The organism is Mesorhizobium sp. M0019 (genome assembly GCF_040323975.1).
Taxonomy (GTDB): Bacteria; Pseudomonadota; Alphaproteobacteria; order Rhizobiales; family Rhizobiaceae; genus Mesorhizobium.
Genome location: NZ_JAMYVK010000032.1, coordinates 53456 through 74377, shown reverse-complemented (window position 1 = coordinate 74377; position 20922 = coordinate 53456). Strand labels below are relative to the sequence as shown.

The window sequence follows — 20922 nt, the reverse complement described above, 5'->3', positions numbered from 1 at the left end:
GCTCAGCGCCTCGCGACTGCCATCGCACTGTTGCGCGAAAGCCAGAACGGCGGCAGGAACGCCGGAATGTTGGAAAACGGCAGCACTTCCGGCTTCAGCCTTATGCCGAGCACGTCGGTCATGAAGGCGCGGCGCGCCTCGATGCGGCGCCAGGCTTCGGGATAGCGCGCCGCGATCTCTTCGCGCAGCGCCTCGTCGGCCAGCGCGATGCCGTCCTCGATGTTTGTGGTGAAATAATCGGTGCCGGTCGCCGGGATGAAGTCGACCTGCAAGGCCATGCCCGACTTCAATCTGATGTCGGAGCCGGAAAATACCGGCGAATGCATCCATTCGTCGATATGGATGAGATGGCCGGGGTTGAGCGCTACGCCGAAGAACCGATCGCCGATGCGCTCGTGCACCGCTTGCCACAACGCGCCGCCGGGAACGCCGATGCCGACCGTCTCGTACCAGTCGACGACGGCGCAGAAATAGGGCGCGACCAGCTTCTCGACATAGTCCTGGATGTCCCTCGGAAGCTCGGCCGCGTTCTCGACCAGAAAACCGGCGCGGGCGTTGAGCGAACCCTGGATGCCGTATGCCATGGTGATCGGGTCGCCGCGCTTGATGATTTCGAGCCGCGGGCTCGGCAGGCCATAGGCCGCACGCTTGCCGGCCGACAGCATCGGGTGACAGCATTGCGGCAGGCCGTTGATGCCCATCAGCCGCGCCGCCTGCAATTCGGTCATGCCGGGTTCGATGCCTTGCAGGACGTTGCGCAGGCCTTGCGAGGAATAGGTCGCGGCGAATTCGAATGCGGCCAGTTGGTCGGCCTCATTAATGTCGCAGGCCGTCGGCGGGGTTCATCAAAAGGTTCGCCGCGTTGACGACCGTGCCCCTATCGCCGGCAAGGCTGCGCAGCGTGTCGGCGATGAATGACGGCAGGTCGAGCGTCGTTTCGCCAAAGCCGGCATCGCCGGGGCCGAACGGTTTCCAGCCGATGGCGCCGATGCGCTGGCCGGCTTTCAGGCCGCAATCGACGAGGATGTCGGCCAGCGCTTGCGAGCGGTCGCGCGGCTGCGCCGGCAGCGAAAACGTCTGGTAGAGCACGCGCTCGTACGGCCCATCGCAGATCTCGGCATAGCCCCAGCCCTCATTGCCGACCAGCAGTTTCGGCGGCTTGCCGGGAACGATGACCAGCAGCGTCTCCTCGAAGCGCGGATCGTAGCCGCAGAGATAGGCGACATTGGCCGCATGTTCGCGGTCGCCATAGACGACGAAGGCATCGAACCCGCCGCGCGCGACAGTGCCGCTATGCGGGCCTCATAGGTGGCGCGCGTAACCAGCGGAATCACCGTCGGCTCGCCGAACTCCGGCAGCGACACGGTTTTCTGGGCCACCGATGCGACAGGCATGAGCAAACGCCCCCAAATGCTTACGTTGATTCCGGAAATGCCCCTTCGGGGCGGCCGGACAATGGCTTCACGAGGCCGGATATGCAATAGCGGGACCGAACTCGCGTAGCCTGTGGGGTGCTCTTGCCATGACCAGTTTCTCCTCTCGCGTCGCTGCTGCCGCTGCGGCGATCCGCGAGATTTTTCCGGAGACGCCGCTGCAGGAAAACGACTATCTGTCGAAGAAGACCGGCGCGCGGGTGCTGCTGAAGCGCGAGGACCTGACGCCGGTGCGCTCCTACAAGATCCGCGGCGCCTTTAACTTCTTCCGCAAGGCGCTCGCTGCCGGTAACGCTGCCGAGCTGTTCGTCTGCGCTTCGGCCGGCAATCATGCGCAGGGCTTTGCCTTCGTCTGCCGCCATTTCGGCAAAAAGGGCGTCGTCTTCATGCCGGTGACCACGCCGCAGCAGAAGATCGACAAGACGCGGCTGTTCGGCGGCGTCTTCGTCGAGATCAGGCTGGTCGGCGATTTTTTCGACGACTGCTACCGCGCCGCACTCGAATTCTCCGAAACTGCCGGCGCCCACATGGTGCCGCCTTTCGACCACAAGGACATCATCGAAGGGCAAGCGACCGTCGCCTGGGAGATCGCCGAGCAGATGCCCGGTGCGCGCATGGCTGATATCGTCATGCTGCCGGTCGGCGGCGGCGGCCTGGCCGCCGGCGTCATCCATTATTTCGCCGACCAGCAGCGAGAGACACGCTTCGTCTTTTGCGAGCCGGCCGGCGCCCCGAGCCTGAGCGAGAGCCTCGCCACCGGAAAGCGGGTCAAGCTCGCCAAGGTCGACAATTTCGTCGACGGCGCGGCGGTGGCCGAGATCGGCCGCGAGCCGCTGCGCCACCTCAGGGAGTTTGCCGCCGACACCGTGCGGCTGATCCCGGAAAACCGGCTCTGCGCGACCATGATCGAAATGCTCAATGTCGAAGGCGTCGTGCTCGAGCCGGCCGGCGCGCTGGCGATCGATGCGCTCAAGGATTTTTCCAGGAAGGAAATCAGGGGCAAGACCATCGTTGCCGTGGTGTCGGGCGGCAATTTCGATTTCGAGCGGCTGCCCGATGTGAAGGAACGGGCGCTGCGCTTCGAGGGCTTGAAGAAATACTTCATCATCCGCTTTCCGCAACGGCCCGGCGCGCTGCGCGATTTCCTCGAATTGCTGGGTCCCGACGACGACATCGCCCGCTTCGAATATCTGAAGAAATCGGCGCGCAATTTCGGTTCGGTGCTGATCGGCATCGAAACCAAGGACCGCCGCAATTTCGACCTGCTCAAGGCGAATTTCGACGCCGAGAGCGTCCATTACCAGGACATCACAGACAACGAGACGCTCGCCGGGTTCATCATATGAGCAGCAACGATCTTCCGAACGCTTCGGCGAACGTTTTTATCGCGCTGTTTTCCGGCATCAATATCGGCGGCAACCGCATCGTCAAGATGGCGGAACTCAGGTCATTTTTCGAGCAGCTCGGCTTCTCCGATGTCGCCACCTATGTGCAGAGCGGCAACGCCGTGTTCCGGTCGCCAGATGGCGATGCGGCGACGCTGACCAAGCGGTTGGAAGCGGAATTCGAGAAGAAATGGGGGTTCCATTCACGCATCATGGTGCGCGATCTCGGCTGGCTCGAGCGGCTGGCGGCGGACAATCCCTATCCGGAAGTGGCCGGCGAGCCGACCAAGCTGCATGCCTATGCGCTGGAGCGCCGGCCGACCGCCGAGGAGGTCGCCCGGCTGGCGGAAAAATGTACCGGGCCAGAACGCTTCGAGATCAAGGGCGACGTGCTCTACCTGCATGCGCCTGACGGGCTCGGCAAATCGGTGTTTGCCAATCTCATTCCGCGCGTTCTGAAGGTGCCGGGCACGGCGCGCAATTGGCGCACCGTGCTGATGCTGCTGGACATGGCCCAGGCCGGCGGTTGACAGGTCGTCTACGCGGCCGGAGCGCGTTTCCAGTCGAATGCCAGCTCTTCACGGAAGGCGAAGCGCTTGATGTGCTCGGCGACGACCGTTTCCAGGCGCTCGAGCGAGCCGGCTTCATCGGTCGTCACTGCAATATGCAGCGCAGCCGGGTCGGCATCGAGAACCGTGCGGCCGAGCGTCAGATCGATGGTGCCGTGGTTCGGGTCGAATTCGACGGGAAACTTGTGCGCCCAATGTTTGCACAGCTGCTGCAGATAGCGGCTGGCGTGTTCGGTGGCGACGTCGACATGGCTGGCCGGCATGAATGAATTCTCCTGGAGCACGCCCCTGTTGGAGTGATTGGGCGCCAGCCTGGCAGGCGGGCGCGACAACCAGATAGATAGGTGCCGTCTCGCGGATCGGCAAAGGCTGCCGGACGCATCCGCCCCCAGGCGGGGCCAAAACTCGCGACACATCGGCGCGCGACGCGGACCGCGCGGACGAACGTGCTCGCGATCATTAACTCAGGTCGATTGACCGCCGATCTTCTCCCGCGTCAGCCCCGGTATCGCAGGGTCTCCACAACGATGCTGAACGCGGGCGTCGGCTGGCGTCGGCTCGGGTAATAGAGGTGATATCCCGAATAGGGCGGAGTCCAGTCCGAGAGCATTTGGACGAGTTGGCCGCTGTCGAGGTAGGGCTGAACCTGGCCTTGCGGCAAGTAAGTCACGCCGAAACCATCCAGAGCGGCTTGCAACATTGGATTCCCGCTGTTGAACGTCAGTTGTCCGTCGACGCGCACCCGCAGCTCCCGGCCGTTCTTCTCAAATTCCCATGCATAAAGTCCGCCATAGGTCGGCAGGCGAAGATTGATGCAGTCGTGGCTCGTCAGATCCTGAGGCGTTCGCGGCATTGGGCGTTCGGCGAAGTAGGACGGCGCCGCGACCGCTGCCATGCGCAAATTCGGCCCGATGGGTACGGCGATCATGTCCTTGGCCACCATCCCGCCGAGCCGCACGCCGGCGTCGTATTGCTCCGCGACGATATCGGTCAGGCCGTAGTCGATGACGATCTCCAATTTTATGTCGGGATAGCGCGGAAGCAGCTTGTGAAGCGCGGGCCAGAGCACGGCCCCAACGGCATATTCATCCGTCGTAATACGGATGTTGCCGGCCGGCTTCTCCCGCAATTCGGTGAGCGCCGCGAGTTCGAAGTCGATCTCCGCGAACCGCGGAGCCAAAGTCCGAAGGAGGCGTTCACCCGCCTCTGTCGTCGTCACGCTGCGGGTCGTCCGCGTGAGCAGCCGAACTCCCAGCCGCTCTTCGAGCGCACGCATCCCGTGGCTCAGGGCGGATGGAGAGATGGCGAGCTTGGCGGCGGCCCGAGTGAAACTTCGCTCGCTCGCGACCATGACGAAGGCGGCAAGATCGTTGAGGTTCGCTCGAGCCATTGCTGAATCTCACTCACAAGTACATGCACAAACTAGCACCTAATCGCATGATTGGGCGACCCTTATATTGCTTGCGAGCAGAACAGCCTGCCACACAACTGGCACGGCGCGACGCCCACGACGGCGATGACCCACCTTCCCGTCACCGAAGCCATCGACGGCAAGGCGGTCGAGTGGAAGGAGAAAGTGACGGATGAGGAATATCTCGCCGGCCCACTGATGAGGAATATCTCGCCGGCCCACTAAGGAGAGTCTCCGATGAGCGAAAAGCCCAAAGCCTTCTGCAGTCCGTTTGGGGACATCGCTCCCGCGCTCGCGGGCTACACCGATGACGTTCTGTTCGGCGATGTCTGGAAGCGGCCCGGCTTGTCGCCGCGCGACCGCAGCCTGATCACAGTGGCGACGCTGATCGCCCTCTACCGGACAAACGAGCTGCCGTTCCACCTGAAATTTGCGTTCCAGAACGGCGTCACGCGCGACGAACTGGTCGAGACGATCACCCATCTCGCCTTCTACGCCGGCTGGCCCACCGCCAGCACGGCGGTCGGAATCGCGCGCAACGTCTTCGAAGAAACCGACGCGGGAGAATGAGAATGCTGAACCGCACGCTCGGTGACAGCGGCCTTGTGGTCTCGGCCATCGGGCTGGGCTGCATGGGCCTGAATTATCACCGTGGCCCGGCTCCAGACCGTCAGGAGACGATCGCGCTCGTCCGGGCGGCGGTCGAGCGCGGTGTCACCTTCTTCGACACCGCCGAGGTCTATGGTCCGTTCACCAATGAGGAACTCGTGGGGGAGGCGCTGGAGCCGTTCCGCAAGGACGTCGTCATCGCCACCAAGTTCGGCCACGACTTCAGTCGCTGCAGATCCAGCGGGCTCGATAGCCGCCCCGAACGCATCCGGCAAGCGGCCGAAGACTCGCTGAAGCGGCTGCGGGTCGAGGCGATCGACCTATTCTATCAGCACCGGGTCGATCCCGACGTGCCGATCGAGGACGTCGCCGGCGCGATGAAGGACCTGATCGCGCAAGGCAAGGTCAAGCAGTTCGGTCTCAGCGAGGCAGGCGCCTCGACCATCCGCCGCGCCCATGCGGTTCAGCCGGTCGCGGCGATCCAGAGCGAATATTCCCTGTGGTGGCGTGAGCCCGAGGCGGAGGTGTTGCCCGCTTGCGAGGAACTGGGGATCGGCTTCGTCCCCTACAGCCCGCTGGGCAGGGGCTTCCTCACCGGCAAGATCGACGAAACCACCAGCTTCGGCGGTAACGACAACCGCGCCAGCTTGCCGCGCTTTACGCCCGAGGCCCGCAAGGCGAACCGCCCCGTGGTCGACCTGCTGGAAAGAATCGGCGCGCAGAAACGCGCGACGCCCGCACAGATCGCGCTCGCCTGGCTGCTGGCGCAAAAGCCCTGGATCGTCCCAATCCCAGGCACCACCAAGCTCAACCGGCTCGAGGAGAACATCGCCGCGGCAGGGATCGAGCTCTCGCCCGACGATCTACGGCACATCGAGGACGCTGCCGCGCAAATCACCGTGCAAGGCGACCGTTACCCCCCGGCGGAGGCGGAGCGCACGCAACGTTAGCGGCGCAACGCGCCGAACCGACACATTTACAGGAGATATTTCCATGAACATTTCATTCGAGGGGAGGGTCGCGCTGGTGACAGGCGCGGCGTCCGGACTGGGCCTCGCCACAGCGAAAGCCTTCGCGGAATCGGGGGCGTCCGTCGCGCTCGCCGACTGGAACGAAGACGCGGTGCGTGCTGCGGTCGATGAACTGACCGCTCAAGGCCATAAGGTCCTCGCCGTTCGTTGCGATGTCGCTGATGACGCACAGGTCGAAGCCATGGTCGCGCATACGGTCGCGGCCTTCGGCCGGCTCGATGCCGCCTACAACAATGCGGGCGTGCAGAATGTCCTCGCGGAAACGGCCGACGCCACCCGGGAAGATTACGACCGAGTCATGGGGATCAATCTCCGCGGCGAATGGAGCTGCATGAAATTCGAACTGCAGCAGATGCGCAACCAAGGTAGCGGCGCGATCGTCAATTGCTCTTCACTCGGGGGACTTGTGGGAGGTGCCGAGCGCGGGATCTACCATGCCGCCAAGCACGGAGTGCTTGGGTTCACCAAGAGCGCGGCTCTCGAATATGCAGCACGCGGCATCCGTATCAACGCCATATGCCCAGGGCTCATTTGCACGCCGATGGCCGACCAGATGGTGGCCGGCGGTCAGGGCGATGCGCTCAAGGCGATGGAAAAGAGCATTCCGATGGGACGGGTTGGCCGCCCCGAGGAAATTGCGAATGCAGTCCTGTGGCTCTGCAGCGACGCTGCGAGCTATGTGACCGGCCAGTCCATCTCGGTGGACGGCGGTTTTGTCATGCGCTGAAGAGGACGAGGAAAACCATGCAAGGAGCAGTTCTATACGGTCCGGGAGACGTGCGTTTCGAGGACCGTGCCGAGCCGAAAATCCTGGCCTCGACCGATGCCATCATCCGGATCGCGGCGACCTGCGTATGCGGGTCGGACCTCTGGCCCTACCGCGGCCTGCAAGCGTCCTCCGGGCCGACATCGATGGGACATGAATATTGCGGACTCGTCGAAGAGGGGAGGCCCAGACATGACGAGATGGTCTGAAGACGAATTGCGCAAGATCGCCGAAGCCGACGACTTGCACATTGCGCCGTTCAGGGAAGATGGCGTGACATATGGCACCCCAACCTGGATCTGGTCCGTGGCAGTCGACGGCGTCCTCTATGCGCGCGGCTACAACGGACAGGACTCACGATGGTATCAAGCCGCCATCCGGCAGAAGGGCGGACGGATCATCGCCGCTCGCATGACGAAGGACGTCGCCTTCGAGCCGGTCGACGGGCCGATCAACGACCGTATCGATGACGCCTATCGGGCGAAGTATCGCGGAAACCCGTACCTTAGCCCGATGATCGGTGCGCGCGCTCGGTCCGCCACCGTCAGGATTGTACCGCTGCTGCCTGAGTAGCAAGCTCACCGAAGGACCACGGCTCACCAGCCAAAGGCTTGCCGCGCGATCCTCCCCATTAGACACAACCTGCCCAGCAATGCCGGCTCAACATGGCGTGATCGGTTACCAGCTGCCGGTGTTCGGCATCGACGCCCACGGCTCGGCCTTCGGCTTGGCCGGACCTTTCTGCAACAGCTCGATCGAGATGCCGTCCGGCGATTTGACGAACGCCATGTTGCCGTCGCGCGGCGGCCGGTTGATGGTAACGCCATTGTCCATCAGCCGCTGACAGGTGGCGTAGATGTCGTCGACCTCATAGGCGAGATGGCCGAAATTGCGGCCGCCCTTGTAGTCTTCCGGGTCCCAATTGTAGGTCAGCTCGACCAGCGGCGCTTTCTCGCTGATGCCGCTTTGCTCGTCTTCGGGGGCGGCGAGGAAGATCAGCGTGTAGCGGCCTTGCTCGTTTTCGTGACGGCGCACTTCCTTGAGGCCAAGCTTGTTGCAGTAGAAATCGAGCGAAGCATCGATGTCGGCGACGCGGACCATGGTGTGCAGATAGCGCATGATTTCCTCCTTATGTTGCGTTGCGGCGCAACATAGGGGCGGCCCGGCCAAAGGGCAATTGGCCACGCTTGCCGGCGCCGGCAAACGGCAAATCCGCTATTCCTGTACGGAACCGTGAAAAAAGGCACGTCAGGTCTTGCACACACCGGAAGCCGCGGTGTTAATCTGATACCAAGAATCAGTTGCGGTGTTTGTTGAAAAAAGGGGGCGTTCTTATGGGGGAAAAGGCCTCTTTCATGGGGCGGGACGGGGCCGGTAACGATGCGTTGAAGCGGGATGAGAGCGCCGATACGGCCGATCTCGTCGAAATCGCCGGCGCCATCAAATGGTTCGACGTGGCCAAGGGCTACGGTTTCATCCTTCCCGATGATGGTACTTCGGGCGACATCCTCCTCCATGTGACATGCCTTCGAAAGGACGGTTTTCAGACCGCCCTGGAAGGCGCCCGTGTCGTCTGCCTGGTCAAGCAGGGCGAGCGCGGGCTGCAGGCCTTCCGTGTGCTCTCGATGGATGTCACCACGGCGGTGCATCCGGCGGAGATGCAGGAGCAGCGCACCCATGTCGCGGTGACGCCGGAAAGCGGCCTCGAACGGGCGCTGGTCAAATGGTTCAACCGCACCAAGGGGTTCGGCTTTCTGACCCGGGGCGAGGGCACCGAGGACATTTTCGTCCACATGGAGACGCTGCGCCGCTACGGCATCACCGAACTCCGGCCGGGCCAGGTGGTGCTGGTCCGCTTCGGGCGCGGCGACAAAGGCCTTATGGCCGCCGAAATTCACCCCGATATGGGTACCTTGCCGGTCTCGCATTAGTTCCGGCCGAGGATTTCATATGGCTCACAGGAACCGGCTGACGGCGGGCGCGCTCTGCGCCGGGATTTTCCTCATCGTCGCCGCAAGTGCGTTCTTCTATTTTCAGCAACCGAGTTCGGCCGACGGCAAGGCGATGATCCTTCCCGTCGACCCGGCGCCGCTGGTCGCGGTGACGAAGGCCGGCGAGCGTTCTTTTTCGGTCGAAATCGCCGACACGCCCGCCGAGCGCGAGGCCGGCCTGATGTTCCGCCGCCACATGGCCGACAATCACGGCATGCTGTTCGTGTTCGGTGCGCCGCAGGATGTGAGCTTCTGGATGAAGAACACGCCGATGCCGCTCGACCTCATCTTCGTCGGCCAGGACGGCCGGATCCGGGCGATCAGGCAAGGCGAGCCGCAGTCGGAGGCGATCATCTCGCCGGACGAGCCGGTGCGCTTCGTGCTCGAGCTCAAGGCAGGCACCGCCGCCAAAAAGGGCCTTGAGGACGGCGACCTGCTGCGCCATCCGGCCATCGGCACGGCGCCGGGGCCGGCCATGCCGCCGCCCGACAAGGGCGATGCGCCGAATGTCGATTACGACTGAACGGGCAGGATCTTCGGCCGATGCAGTTCTTCTCCCATGACGGTTTCGACCTTGCTTTCCTTGACCGCCAGCCGACATCGGGGCAGGGCGATCCGGTGCTGATGATCCACGGCTTTGCCTCGAGCCATTACGTCAACTGGGTGTCGCCCGGCTGGTTCAAGACGCTGAACGATGCCGGCTACCGTGCCATCGCCTTTGACAATCGCGGCCATGGGTCGTCGTCGAAGAGCTATGACGAAGCCGACTACACGCCGGCAAAAATGGCGTCGGACGCGGCAGCGCTTTTGAACCATCTCGGCATCGAACGCGCTCATGTCATGGGTTATTCGATGGGCGCGCGCATATCGGCCTTCCTGGCGCTCTCCGACCCGGAGAAGGTGGCGACGCTGGTCTTCGGCGGTCTCGGCATCGGCATGGTCGACGGCGTCGGCGACTGGGATCCGATAGCCGACGCCCTTCTGGCCGACGATCCGGCAGGCACCAGCGATCCGCGCGGCCGCTCGTTCCGCGCCTTCGCCGATCAGACCCGCAGCGATCGCCGGGCGCTCGCCGCCTGCATCGCCACCTCGCGCGAATTGCTGAGCGAGGCCGACCTTGCCCGCATTGCCCAGCCGACGCTGATCGCCGTCGGCACCAAGGACGACATCGGTGGTTCGCCGGATGAACTCGCCACCCTGATGCCCAACGCCAGGGCTTTTCATATCGAAGGCCGCGACCATATGCTGGCGGTCGGCGACAAGACCTTCAAGCAGCGCGTGCTGGAGTTTTATGCCGAGCATCGGTTTTGACGGATGGCTCCCCAAAAGCGGCCATAGGGCCTGAAGCTGGGGTTCTTAGCGGTTTTGCAACGATACGGGGGTAACTAAGCGTGACGCGTGGATCGGTTCAAACCCGCCACGCGCTGAACGAGGGGCAGAGGGTACGATGGCACAATGGGGAAGAAGCGACGCCGCTTTGCTGGGCGTCGTTGCGAAAAGCAGGTTCGGCGAATGGTCCGTTGTTCTAGCGCTGGCTGCATTGGTGGCAGGCGCGATTGCGATCACCGCGTTGATGGCAATGCCGAGCGACGCGTCCGTGCTTATCCAGCACAGTGTGACAGGCTTCTTTATGGCGGTATTTTTCCTGGTCGGGCCATTGGCGCATCTTACCGGCGTGGTTTTCGGGCTGAAGGCGCTGGGTCGTCCAAACGACAATCGTCTGCTCGGCCTGGCTGGCGTCGTCGTCAACGGCGCGTCGCTGACGGCCGGGGTGTTCATGCTGTGGTCCATGGCATCGACCATAGGCGCGTTTACGTGATTTCGGGCAAATCTTCCGGACGCAAGTGGCCGACGCGTCGGGCTACGATCCGCGCGGGCTGTGCCCCAGCGCCCTGAGCGAGCGCGTCATGTTATGCCGGGCCTGGGTTTCGAAGCGCCGGCGGAATTCCTCGCTGTGGAAGATATGCGGACGCGCGAGGAACCCTTTTAGGACAGCGGCACGGCCGGCCCGCCACATCGGCTCATCGACCCACTGATATTCGCGGCGGACCGCCTGTTCATAAGCGTCGAACGCCTCGGGCGCGGCACCCAGGATCGCCAGGTCCATGTCGAGGAACAGCGCCGCGTCGCGAACCGAATGCTGGTCGCCAAGGGGCGGCAATTCGTGGCCGGCTGTGGCAGTGATCATCGCCGCGATGTGGCCGAGGCGTTGTGCATCGGCGCGACCGGCGAGCTTTTCCTCGGCAAGTGCGGCACTCCTCGCCTCATTGTCCTTGGCGCGGCTGTCGTAGATCGCGTCGTGAAACCAGATCGCTGCCTCGACTGCTTCAGGATCATGCAACAACGCCTTGTAATCATTGGCCAGCGCCAGCATCGCCTCGATGTGGCCAAGGTCGTGGTAGTGGCGATCTTCGGCCTCATAGAGCGCGGAAAGCTCGCGCTTCAGGGTCTCGTCCATCAAGGTTGCGTTTTCCATGGCTGCTTGAAATTCCGCCAACCAAATCCATTTCACGAAGCACTAAGGAAAATTGAGTTCACCCGTGCTATGATCTGGCTTATAGGTGCGGCCGGAGAATAGGCAAGCCGCCAACCGAGACATTGGATGGCCGAGACATTGGATGGCCGGAGACATCAGATGAACAGCGTTACGATTTCCCGTCCCACCAGGGTGCAGCCGGTAGATCCGATCTGGCGTTCGATCCGCGACGAAGCGATGGAAGCGGTCAACCGCGATCCGCTGCTGGCGGCGTTCCTCTATTCGACCATCCTCAATCAGGAAAACCTGGAAGAAGCGGTCATTCACCGGCTGGCCGAGCGCCTCGCCCATCAGGACATCGGCTCCGACCTCATCCGCCAGACGTTCAAGGCGATGGCGGCCGACGACAAGGACTGGTCGACGACGGTGCGCGTCGATATCCAGGCCTATTACGACCGTGATCCGGCATGCGACCGCTTCATCATGCCGGTGCTCTACTTCAAGGGTTTTCACGCAATCCAGACGCACCGGCTGGCGCATTGGCTGTGGAACCAGGGCCGCCAGGACTTCGCGCTGTATTTGCAGAGCCGGTCGTCCTCGGTGTTCCAGACCGACATCAATCCGGCTGCCCGCATCGGCAAGGGCATCTTCCTCGACCACGCCACCGGCCTCGTCGTCGGCCAGACGGCGGTGATCGAGGACGACGTGTCGATCCTGCACGGCGTGACGCTGGGCGGCACCGGCAAGGCCGGCGGCGACCGCCATCCCAAGATCCGCTACGGCGTGCTGATCGGCGCCGGCGCCAAGATCCTCGGCAACATCGAGATCGGCCATTGCTCGAAGATCGCGGCCGGCTCGGTGGTGCTGTCGCCGGTACCGCACAACAAGACGGTTGCCGGCGTGCCGGCCCGCGTCGTCGGCGAGACCGGCTGCGACCAGCCTTCGCGGCAGATGGACCAGCTGTTGCCATCGCAGACGATGGACCACGTCGTCAGCTTCGACATCTGAGTGCTCGGGCAGGGGCTGAATTCCTGCCCCCCATGCCGGCTTGCCTTTACATGGCCATTGTCGACGTGCCAGAAGCGCGCTCACCAATGCATGTCGCCCAAAGTGCCCAGCGGTTTTTGGGATAGCGACATGCATGAAGCAAGATTTAAAGCGCGTCGCATCGTCTCTTCAGACGCGACGCACTTTAGCAAGCGACGATCGGAGAAGACTGTTGAAGCCGGACGAAATCAGAAAGCTGGACGCCTATTTCAAGCGCACCTTCCAGAACCCTAAACTCGAAGTGAAGGCGCGGCCGCGCAAGGAAGATTCGGCCGAGGTCTATGTCGGCGACGAGTTCCTCGGCATCGTCTTCAAGGACGAGGACGACGGCGATTATAATTTCTCGATGGCGATCCTCGACATCGATCTGGCCTGAGTTGGGAGTTTAGCTGGCCGCTACGCCTCAAGCGCTGCGGCGGTACGGAACCTTGCAGGACGCCGGCGGAACAGCGCCCTCCTCTGGCCTGCCGCCCATCTCCCCCACCTGGGGGGAGATTGGCAGCCTCGGCGCTGCACTCTTCCTGCAACATTGGAGATCGGCGAAAGCCAAGATGACGGCCGATCTCCCCCCTCGTGGGGGAGATGTCCGGTAGGACAGAGAGGGGCGCGAAGGATCGCTACGGAACGGCTCGTTTCGTTGCTTACCGCCCGGTCTTCAGCACACGCGCTGCTTCGCCAGAAATCGCCGCGTCGAGCCCCTGCCAATCGCCCAGGAATTCCCGGGGGAAGCGGTAGGTGAGGCTGAGATTGTCGCCGACCAGGATGTCGCGTTCGCAGGGCGCCAGCGATTCGTCCGAGCTCGGGCCGCTCAGGCAACGTGCGACGAACGGATCCTTTCCGGGGCGATCGGCGACCGCCAGCACTTCGTTGAGATAGCCTGATTTTTCGCTGAAGGCGTAAAGCGTGGTGCCGCCAGGGCCGGGCGTACCCGGCTTGGCGATCAGCGCGCTGTAGATCGGCGCGAAGCGGCCGCTCATGTCGCGCGACATCATCTGCGGCTCGAACGACAGGAAGACGATGTCCTTGCTGGGTCCGGTGTGGTTGAAGTCGTTGCGGGCAGCCTCGCTGTAGCCGTCCATCTCGGGATAGCGCAGATAGAGGTCGAGTCGCGAAGCGATGCCGTCGCGCCGGGCCTGGGCAAAGCGGATGACATTGGCCGGCACGGCGATGACGTTGTTGCCGATGACGACCCTGTGGACCGTGGTGTCGTCGGTGTACCCGGCCATGGCGATCGAGCGGCCGAACCATTTGCCGCCGAGGCTGATCGCCACCGAAAGCAGCGCCAGCGTCGCGAATGCATAAAACACCCGCCTCATCAGCGTCGAATCGACGACGCTGAGTTGCGGGCCCTCTGTGGCGGCTGCCTGCTTCATAGCGACCCTCATTTGCCGTCCCATCGGGTGTACCTGAACGGCACATCCCGGCGCGGCACGGCTCTTGCTTCGCAGCTTTGCGGGCGACTGTGCGATTTCATGGTAAACGGAGGGTAAAGATGGGCCCGGTCGAACAAATCATATTCAGTTTTATGGCTGGGCTGACGGCTTGCGGCCTGGCCGGATCGGCGATGGAGCTGATCGCCGGCCGTAGGCTCGCCTTCGTCCAGCCCTATGTATCGTCGAAGCACATGCTGCGCTCGCTCGCCGCGACGGCTTGCGCCGGGCCGCTGATGTTCGCCAACGAGGCGCTGGACGCCTGGCGCGAGCGTCGCATCTCGGTGCTGGGGCTGATCTCCTGCGGCTGTACGGCGACCATCTGGGCGCTGGCGCATTGCGTCCTGGGCGGCTTCGCTTCTAGGGTCTGGCAGCTTGTCGGTGTGAGACGATCTGGAGACAGCAATGCCGATCTACGCGATTGACGGAAAAGCGCCCGCCTTCGAGAACGCCGACAGCAACTGGATCGCGCCCGATGCCACGCTGATCGGCAATATCAGGATTGGCCGCAATGCCGGCTTCTGGTTCGGCGTCGTCGTCCGCGGCGACGACGAGCCGATCGTCGTCGGCGCCGACACAAATGTGCAGGAGCACACAATCATGCACACCGACGCCGGCTTTCCGCTGACCGTCGGCCAAGGCTGCACGATCGGCCATCGCGCCTTGCTGCATGGATGCACGATCGGCGACAACAGCCTGATCGGCATGGGCGCCATCGTGCTGAATGGTGCGAAGATCGGCAACAACTCGCTGGTCGGCGCCGGCGCGCTGGTCACCGAAGGCAAGCAATTTCCCGACAATTCGCTGATCGTCGGCTCGCCCGCGCGCGTCGTCAGGATGCTCGATGAGGACGCAGTCGCCAGGCTGCGCGCCTCGGCCGCGCATTATGTGGCAAACGGGAAGAGGTTCAGGGCGGGGCTGAGGAAAGTGTAGCGCCAGTCAGTGAAGGCCGCCTATCGCAAGCTCGGAAATGGTGGAGCCGGCCCGGGGACGGGGCCGGCTCCTTAAACCCGGTCGTTGGGGACGGGGAGGGTGGGGACTCGACCGGGTTTCTCCTAAAGCGCGAAGTCATGCGACGCACTTAACCTCTGTTTTATGCATGTCGTTATCCCAAAACCGCTACGCACTTTTGGGCGACATGCATTGGCGTCCTCAGCGGACGCTGGCGACCGCGTCGGAGCGGCCGTCGTTGATCGTCACCCACGCGCCGGAATTCCGCTCGGACTGGCGCTTCAGGTAGGTGTAGCCGGTATTGGTCCAGGACAGCACCTTGGGCTGGAGATTGTCGAGGATGAACTCGCCAAGGCTGGTGCGCACGGTCAGCACCGCATGGCCGTCGCCATTGCGCTGGCGCACCACCGTCATCAGCAGATCGCCGGCCGGCACGCCGATGCTCATCAGCTCGCGGCGCTTTTCCAGCGCATAGTCCTCGCAGTCGCCGAAGCCGCTATTGGGAAAGGACCAGACTTCCTCCTTGCCCCACATTTCCATGTCGGTGCGCGGCGCGACCCTGCTGTTGACCGAATTGTTGACCTTGACGATCGTTGCCCACAGCTTGCGGGTCAGCTCGACGGGTGCCCGGCCAGGCGTCCTCTGATTGCATTCCTGCGGAAGCTGCTGGCACAATTCGTAGTGTCCGACCGGCTGCGTGGTGCGGCCGCCGGTGTGCATGAAGGCCGGCTCCGCCGCGTTTACAGTCCCCCAACCGAAAAGCTGCATCGCTATTGCCGCCAGCAACAGCTTGCCCCTCATCCTGTTCATTATTCAGTCTCCCCGTTTGAGGAGACAATGACACGGCTGGATTTATTTGACGCAAAAGCGCGAAGTAGACATTAAGTAAAACGCCAATAGAATACACATAAAATTTGACGCAATTGAATATAGAATTGTTTAAGGATTCCAGCCGGGCATGTTCCCATGCTTCGTCGCACCGTTCGAACAGCTAGGATGGCGGGACAGAGGGGGCGCGAAGGATCGCCAGCCTCTCTTGCCGATAGTGCTAACGCTTCCGCGTCAGCCGCGCGATGAGCTGAATTCGGTATCGAGCGTTTCCGGCCGCTGGATGACGGCGAACTCGATGGCGACGCCATCTTCGAAATGCCGCACTATCTGGCCGCGCATGGTGCCCAGCGTCACCTGGACGCCGATGGCCGGCTTGACGTCGATCTCGATCGCCGCGCCCGACAGCGACAGGTCGATGATGCGGCACTGGTACTGGCGTCCGTCAGCAAGCTGCAACACGCTCGTCGGGTTGCGCGGTGCGACGCGCTCATGGCGGCGGTCCTCCGGCAGGTCGAGCTCGTGCTTGTTGGCAAGCCAGGTCAGTTGCGCGGCGAGCTTGTCCCTCTTGCGCTCCGACGCGATGACGGTCATCGCAAAGCCATCCTGCAGCGTGCGGGTGATGACGCCTTCAATGCGGCCGATGTGATCGATATAGGCAATGACCTTTTCGCCAGCCAGACCGGCGCGCTCGGTGCGCAGCGCAACGTTGCCGGGCGACATGTCGACCACCTGGCAGGGATGTTCGGTGCGGTCTTCCAGCATGAAGCGTCCGTAAATTTTCACGCGGACGCGCTGAAAGTTACGCCTTTCAGCTTGGGACGGCGCATGGTCGACCGCCGCTGACCTCATCACTGCCATACCCCGTTCGGCATTCCGCGCATGGATGCGGGGAATTTCAGCGGAAAACTACAACAAAGCAGGTTAACAAAGGGGAAAGCCCGGCGCTGTTGCTTTAAGCTTTGGGCATCATTCCTCGCGTCCGCCGTCGAAGACGACCAGGTGACGGATGCGGCGAGCCTGGCCGAGCGCCGAAATCGTCTCGGGCGGGTCGAATTCCGATGGGGCGAGCGAGGGAACCTCGATCGCCGGCCGGTTCCCCGGGAACATCGGCTCCTTGTCGGGATCGACGACGCGGATCGAATCGATCAAGGCGTCGAGAACCGGGTCGGCGCCCAGCCAGAAGGGCTTTTCGACGGCGCTTATCACGCCGAGGCAGCGCGGGCTCTCGACACCGCCGTCGAGCGGCAGCGCGAGCAGCTCGAACCTGTTGGACCGGCCGTTGCGGCTGAAACCCTCATAGGTGATGAGCATCACCGATTTCAGGTCGAAGACGCCATCGGTCAGCTTCGAAATCAGTCGCTGGTCCTTCTCGCGCCACAGCGAAGGAAATGAAAACCCCTTGAGTTCGCGGCCATAGACCGCGCAGAGCCTGGTGCCGGCCAGCCGGAACACCGCTTCGCCGCGCGTGTCCTTTTCCAGGATGAACGTGTCGGCCAACAGCGACTTGATGTCGGCGGGTTCGACTTCCGAGCGCTTCGGGGCAGGGCGTCCGTCACGCAACCGGTTCCAATAATGGAACAGCGTGATCGATCCGGTCTGGTTCATGCTAATGCTGCTCCGCGCATTCTGTCTTCTGATGTCCCATCGGTGAACAGAAGGGCGCCCTCCGAAGACCTACATGCGTTGCGGAGCAGGATGCGTGCCAGCATCGTTAATACTTGTTCACGGGTCGGGGCGGTTAAGGTTAACAACTGGTTTACGTTGCGTGCCTGCCAGGCCTGTGGCACACCAAAACCACTCCAGAAGCGGTCGTTTTGCGACGATCGGCAGCACTTCAGTCAAGAGTTCAGGGGGAGCAAGGGGGCTCGACCAGCCGTTCAAGGGAAACCTTGGACGGCTTCTTTTTTGATTCGGGGCTGCTGATTCGCCATTTGTGATTCGGTTGGCCGTGATCTACATGCTCGCGAAGTCCAATCCAGCGACTGAGTGCAAGCCATATGAGCGACCCAGAAAGCCCACCGGAGATCGAGCAGGGCCAGGGTGAGCCTGTCGCCCGCGAACCGGAGCAGCGCCGCGAGCCGGTGTTCAACCTGCCGCCCGTGGTGCTGGCGGTGATCGCCATCTGCGTCGTCGTCTTTCTGATGCAGCAGTATGTGCTTAGCCAAGACCAGCAGCTGACACTATTGTACGACGGGGCCTTCATTCCTGTTCTCTACACTGGCCAATACGGCTTCGACTGGTTCCTGTTTTCTCGGCCCTTTACATATGCCTTCCTGCATGGCGGCTTTGCCCATCTTGCCATCAACATGGTGTGGCTTGCGGCCTTCGGCTCACCGCTGGCCAACCGCTTCGGCGCGCTGCGCTTCAGCCTGTTCTTCGCCGCGACCGGACTGGCGGCGGTGGCGCTGTTCTGGGCCATGCATCCGCTTGGGGAGGCGCCGCTGGTCGGCGCCTCCGGCGCGATTTCCGGCATGATGGGTGCGGCGGCACGCTACGGCTTCCGCATCGACCGCTCGTCGGGCAAGGCCGCCTTCGCCGGCCAGCCTTTGCCGATGGCGGCGGTGCTGCGCTCGCGCGGCGTCGTCACCTTTCTCGCCATGTGGATGGTGATCAACCTCGCGACCGGCCTCTTCGGCCTGGCGCCTGGCATTGACGGCCAGATCGCCTGGGAAGCCCATATTGGCGGCTTTCTTGCCGGCTTCTTCGGCCTGCGGTTTTTTGATCGGCGAGAGCAGGTGCCCCGGCAGGCGGACGAGCCGGAGACCTGAGACCGCTGCACTTGAAAAGCAACCGATCGCGGCGCACCATGTTCATCCCAGGGAAAGCCGGCCAGGGCAGGAGCCGGCAAGAAATGCAGAGGAGGACGCCATGACTGTTAAGGCAATTCTCGAGGCAAAAGGCCACGACGTGGTGACGCTCGGGCCGAACGAAAAGCTCAGCGAAGCCATCCGCATGCTTTCCGAACACAGGATCGGCGCGCTGGTCATCACCAACGGCGATCACAAGATCGTCGGCATTCTTTCCGAGCGCGATGTGGTGCGGGTTCTCGCCAAGGAGGGGGCGGCGGCGCTCGACCTTGCCATCCGCTCGGCGATGACGCCCAAGGTGAAGATCTGCAATGAGAACCACACCGTCAACGAGGTCATGGAGATCATGACCAAGGGCCGCTTCCGCCATCTGCCGGTGGAAAAGAACGGGCTGCTCGACGGCATCGTGTCGATCGGCGACGTGGTCAAGCGCCGCATCGAGGATGTCGAGCGCGAGGCCGAGGAGATCAGGGCCTACATCGCCACGGCATAGGTGACGGCGGCCGGGTTGCCGGCCATTGAACTTTTTTCAAGCCGCTATAGCAGTCCATCGCGGCAGGTGCGGGCCTGTGCCGCGTCGGCGCCTGCGGCTTTGCGCTTGTCTCTTTTGGCGGTTTGCACTAGCGAAGTTGCACATCAAAATATGCGTTCTCGCATATCCGCAATTTCAATATGCAGGCCCTTATGAGCATCATCGATACCCGCACGCCCGACGCCAAGCGCCTGGTTCCCGGCGCCACCGGCGACTGGGAGATCATCATCGGCCTCGAGGTCCACGCGCAGGTGACCTCGCAGGCAAAGCTGTTTTCCGGCGCCTCGACCATTTTCGGCGCCGTGCCCAACGCCAATGTCAGCCTGGTCGATGCGGCGATGCCCGGCATGCTGCCGGTCATCAACGAGGAATGCGTCAAGCAGGCGATCCGCACCGGGCTGGGCCTGAAGGCCGAGATCAACCACAAATCGGTTTTCGACAGGAAAAACTATTTCTATCCCGACCTGCCGCAGGGCTACCAGATCTCGCAGTTCAAGCAGCCGATCGTCGGCGAGGGCAAGGTGATCGTCTCGGTCGGCCCGGACCGGCAGGGCGAATTCGAGGACATCGAGGTCGGCATCGAGCGCCTGCACCTGGAGCAGGACGCCGGCAAGTCGATGCACGACCAGCATGCGACGATGTCCTATGTCGATCTCAACCGCTCCGGCGTGGCGCTGATGGAGATCGTCTCCAAGCCGGATATGCGCTCCGCCGATGAAGCCAAGGCCTATGTCACCAAGCTGCGCACCATCGTGCGCTATCTCGGCACGTGCGACGGCAATATGGACGAAGGCTCGCTGCGCGCAGACGTCAACGTCTCGGTGCGGCGGCCCGGCGGCGAATTCGGCACGCGCTGCGAGATCAAGAACGTCAACTCGATCCGTTTCATCGGCCAGGCCATCGACTATGAAGCGCGCCGGCAGATTGCCATCCTCGAGGACGGCGGCAGGATCGAGCAGGAAACGCGGCTGTTCGACCCCAATAAGGGTGAGACGCGCTCGATGCGCTCCAAGGAAGAAGCGCATGACTACCGCTATTTCCCCGATCCCGATCTTCTGCCGCTGGAATTCGACCAGGCCTATGTCGACGAACTGGCAAAGGACCTGCCGGAACTTCCCGATGCCAAAAAGGCGCGGCTGATCGCTTCGCTTGGCCTGTCGACCTACGATGCCTCGATCCTGGTATCGGAAAAGGCGGTCGCCGATTATTTCGAGAAGGTGGCGGCCGGGCGCGACGGCAAGCTCGCCGCCAACTGGGTCATCAACGACCTCCTGGGTGCCTTGAACAAGGCCGGCAAGGACATTGAAAACGCTCCTGTTTCACCCGACCAGCTTGGCGCGGTCATCGATCTGATCAAGGAAGGCACCATCTCCGGCAAGATCGCCAAGGATCTGTTCGAGATCGTCTGGAACGAGGGCGGCGATCCGCGTCAGCTGGTCGAAAGCCGCGGCATGAAGCAGGTCACCGATACCGGCGCCATCGAAAAGGCGGTGGACGAGGTGATCGCGGCCAACCCAGACAAGGTCGAACAGGCGCGCGCCAAGCCGACCATGGCCGGCTGGTTCGTCGGCCAGGTGATGAAGGCGACCGGCGGCAAGGCCAATCCGCAGGCGGTCAACGAGCTGGTCAAGGCTAGGCTCGGGATCGAGTAGG

At 62.9% G+C, this 20922-nt stretch carries 26 protein-coding genes and 2 pseudogenes; 18 read left to right on the top strand and 10 right to left on the bottom strand.

Annotation, left to right across the window (positions count from 1 at the left end):
• Positions 1-2 precede the first annotated feature (2 nt).
• Positions 3-803, bottom strand: a complete 801-nt coding sequence (locus NKK47_RS22275; RefSeq protein ID WP_352578267.1) for a M24 family metallopeptidase — start codon at positions 801-803, stop codon at positions 3-5.
• A 13-nt stretch (positions 804-816) separates the two neighbouring features.
• Positions 817-1218: pseudogene (locus NKK47_RS22270) on the bottom strand (aminopeptidase P family N-terminal domain-containing protein); the annotation flags it as partial.
• Positions 1219-1522: 304 nt separating this feature from the next.
• Between NKK47_RS22270 and ilvA the strand changes: the two are divergent.
• Complete coding sequence (gene ilvA, locus NKK47_RS22265) at positions 1523-2779, top strand: threonine ammonia-lyase IlvA (RefSeq protein WP_352578261.1); 1257 nt, start codon at positions 1523-1525, stop codon at positions 2777-2779.
• Positions 2776-3348 (top strand): DUF1697 domain-containing protein, encoded by a 573-nt coding sequence (locus NKK47_RS22260; protein WP_352578260.1) that lies wholly within the window; start codon positions 2776-2778, stop codon positions 3346-3348. The genes ilvA and NKK47_RS22260 overlap by 4 nt, the downstream gene beginning before the upstream one ends.
• 8 nt (positions 3349-3356) lie before the next feature.
• Here the strand turns inward: NKK47_RS22260 and NKK47_RS22255 are convergent, their stop codons facing one another.
• Positions 3357-3650, bottom strand: a complete 294-nt coding sequence (locus tag NKK47_RS22255; protein WP_254817703.1) for a DUF2218 domain-containing protein — start codon at positions 3648-3650, stop codon at positions 3357-3359.
• 233 nt (positions 3651-3883) lie between these two features.
• Entirely contained in the window at positions 3884-4777 is an 894-nt protein-coding gene (locus NKK47_RS22250) for a LysR family transcriptional regulator (protein WP_352578259.1), read from the bottom strand.
• Positions 4778-5035: 258 nt separating this feature from the next.
• Here NKK47_RS22250 and NKK47_RS22245 point away from each other — a divergent pair, with 258 nt between their 5' ends.
• From NKK47_RS22245 to NKK47_RS22225, 5 genes and pseudogenes are all read left to right on the top strand, one after another.
• Positions 5036-5368: a carboxymuconolactone decarboxylase family protein gene (locus NKK47_RS22245; RefSeq protein WP_352578258.1), complete on the top strand. Its 333-nt coding sequence runs from the start codon at positions 5036-5038 to the stop codon at positions 5366-5368.
• 2 nt (positions 5369-5370) lie between these two features.
• The gene (locus tag NKK47_RS22240) at positions 5371-6357 is read left to right on the top strand and encodes an aldo/keto reductase (protein ID WP_352578257.1); all 987 of its coding nucleotides are present in this window, start codon (positions 5371-5373) and stop codon (positions 6355-6357) included.
• A gap of 43 nt (positions 6358-6400) precedes the next feature.
• The gene (locus NKK47_RS22235; protein ID WP_352578256.1) at positions 6401-7165 is read left to right on the top strand and encodes an SDR family NAD(P)-dependent oxidoreductase; all 765 of its coding nucleotides are present in this window, start codon (positions 6401-6403) and stop codon (positions 7163-7165) included.
• A 17-nt stretch (positions 7166-7182) separates the two neighbouring features.
• A pseudogene (locus NKK47_RS22230) lies at positions 7183-7383 on the top strand (alcohol dehydrogenase catalytic domain-containing protein); the annotation flags it as partial.
• A gap of 13 nt (positions 7384-7396) precedes the next feature.
• Positions 7397-7777 (top strand): DUF2255 family protein, encoded by a 381-nt coding sequence (locus NKK47_RS22225; RefSeq protein ID WP_352578255.1) that lies wholly within the window; start codon positions 7397-7399, stop codon positions 7775-7777.
• 105 nt (positions 7778-7882) lie between these two features.
• Here the strand turns inward: NKK47_RS22225 and gloA are convergent, their stop codons facing one another.
• Complete coding sequence (gene gloA, locus NKK47_RS22220) at positions 7883-8323, bottom strand: lactoylglutathione lyase (RefSeq protein WP_023674793.1); 441 nt, start codon at positions 8321-8323, stop codon at positions 7883-7885.
• A 215-nt stretch (positions 8324-8538) separates the two neighbouring features.
• Here gloA and NKK47_RS22215 point away from each other — a divergent pair, with 215 nt between their 5' ends.
• The 4 genes from NKK47_RS22215 (at position 8539) to NKK47_RS22200 (ending at position 11014) form a co-directional block, all read left to right on the top strand.
• A complete protein-coding gene (locus NKK47_RS22215) occupies positions 8539-9135 on the top strand; it encodes a cold-shock protein (RefSeq protein ID WP_502893739.1) in 597 nt (198 codons plus the stop codon).
• 19 nt (positions 9136-9154) lie between these two features.
• Positions 9155-9718, top strand: a complete 564-nt coding sequence (locus NKK47_RS22210; protein WP_352578254.1) for a DUF192 domain-containing protein — start codon at positions 9155-9157, stop codon at positions 9716-9718.
• 20 nt (positions 9719-9738) lie between these two features.
• Entirely contained in the window at positions 9739-10506 is a 768-nt protein-coding gene (locus NKK47_RS22205; RefSeq protein WP_352578253.1) for an alpha/beta fold hydrolase, read from the top strand.
• A 166-nt stretch (positions 10507-10672) separates the two neighbouring features.
• Positions 10673-11014: a hypothetical protein gene (locus NKK47_RS22200; protein WP_352578252.1), complete on the top strand. Its 342-nt coding sequence runs from the start codon at positions 10673-10675 to the stop codon at positions 11012-11014.
• Between the two features lie 42 nt (positions 11015-11056).
• On the opposite strand, the gene NKK47_RS22195 is transcribed toward NKK47_RS22200, so the two are convergent.
• Positions 11057-11671: an HD domain-containing protein gene (locus NKK47_RS22195; RefSeq protein ID WP_352578251.1), complete on the bottom strand. Its 615-nt coding sequence runs from the start codon at positions 11669-11671 to the stop codon at positions 11057-11059.
• A gap of 159 nt (positions 11672-11830) precedes the next feature.
• Between NKK47_RS22195 and cysE the strand changes: the two genes are divergently transcribed.
• Entirely contained in the window at positions 11831-12679 is an 849-nt protein-coding gene (gene cysE, locus NKK47_RS22190) for a serine O-acetyltransferase (RefSeq protein ID WP_023717455.1), read from the top strand.
• Between the two features lie 211 nt (positions 12680-12890).
• Positions 12891-13094: a DUF3126 family protein gene (locus NKK47_RS22185; RefSeq protein ID WP_023674799.1), complete on the top strand. Its 204-nt coding sequence runs from the start codon at positions 12891-12893 to the stop codon at positions 13092-13094.
• 265 nt (positions 13095-13359) lie between these two features.
• Here the strand turns inward: NKK47_RS22185 and NKK47_RS22180 are convergent, their stop codons facing one another.
• The gene (locus NKK47_RS22180) at positions 13360-14091 is read right to left on the bottom strand and encodes a hypothetical protein (protein WP_352458463.1); all 732 of its coding nucleotides are present in this window, start codon (positions 14089-14091) and stop codon (positions 13360-13362) included.
• 119 nt (positions 14092-14210) lie between these two features.
• Here NKK47_RS22180 and NKK47_RS22175 point away from each other — a divergent pair, with 119 nt between their 5' ends.
• Both NKK47_RS22175 and NKK47_RS22170 read left to right on the top strand, forming a co-directional pair.
• The gene (locus tag NKK47_RS22175; RefSeq protein WP_352458464.1) at positions 14211-14573 is read left to right on the top strand and encodes a DUF6949 family protein; all 363 of its coding nucleotides are present in this window, start codon (positions 14211-14213) and stop codon (positions 14571-14573) included.
• On the top strand, positions 14554-15081 hold the full coding sequence (locus NKK47_RS22170; RefSeq protein WP_352458465.1) for a gamma carbonic anhydrase family protein: 528 nt from the start codon (positions 14554-14556) through the stop codon (positions 15079-15081). Before NKK47_RS22175 ends, NKK47_RS22170 begins: the two co-directional genes overlap by 20 nt.
• Positions 15082-15300: 219 nt before the next feature.
• On the opposite strand, the gene NKK47_RS22165 is transcribed toward NKK47_RS22170, so the two are convergent.
• The 3 genes from NKK47_RS22165 to NKK47_RS22155 all read right to left on the bottom strand — a co-directional run bounded on the left by NKK47_RS22165 (position 15301) and on the right by NKK47_RS22155 (position 17535).
• A complete protein-coding gene (locus NKK47_RS22165) occupies positions 15301-15900 on the bottom strand; it encodes a transglutaminase-like cysteine peptidase (protein WP_198023528.1) in 600 nt (199 codons plus the stop codon).
• Positions 15901-16161: 261 nt separating this feature from the next.
• Positions 16162-16779, bottom strand: coding sequence for a PilZ domain-containing protein (locus tag NKK47_RS22160; protein WP_352458466.1), 618 nt, complete (start codon positions 16777-16779; stop codon positions 16162-16164).
• 117 nt (positions 16780-16896) lie between these two features.
• The gene (locus NKK47_RS22155; protein WP_352451104.1) at positions 16897-17535 is read right to left on the bottom strand and encodes a PAS domain-containing protein; all 639 of its coding nucleotides are present in this window, start codon (positions 17533-17535) and stop codon (positions 16897-16899) included.
• Positions 17536-17927: 392 nt separating this feature from the next.
• Here NKK47_RS22155 and NKK47_RS22150 point away from each other — a divergent pair, with 392 nt between their 5' ends.
• The 3 genes from NKK47_RS22150 (at position 17928) to gatB (ending at position 20921) form a co-directional block, all read left to right on the top strand.
• Positions 17928-18698: a rhomboid family intramembrane serine protease gene (locus NKK47_RS22150; RefSeq protein ID WP_352578250.1), complete on the top strand. Its 771-nt coding sequence runs from the start codon at positions 17928-17930 to the stop codon at positions 18696-18698.
• 100 nt (positions 18699-18798) lie between these two features.
• The gene (locus NKK47_RS22145) at positions 18799-19230 is read left to right on the top strand and encodes a CBS domain-containing protein (protein WP_023717464.1); all 432 of its coding nucleotides are present in this window, start codon (positions 18799-18801) and stop codon (positions 19228-19230) included.
• A 191-nt stretch (positions 19231-19421) separates the two neighbouring features.
• Positions 19422-20921, top strand: a complete 1500-nt coding sequence (gene gatB, locus NKK47_RS22140) for an Asp-tRNA(Asn)/Glu-tRNA(Gln) amidotransferase subunit GatB (protein WP_352578249.1) — start codon at positions 19422-19424, stop codon at positions 20919-20921.
• The last annotated feature ends 1 nt before the right edge of the window (position 20922 follow it).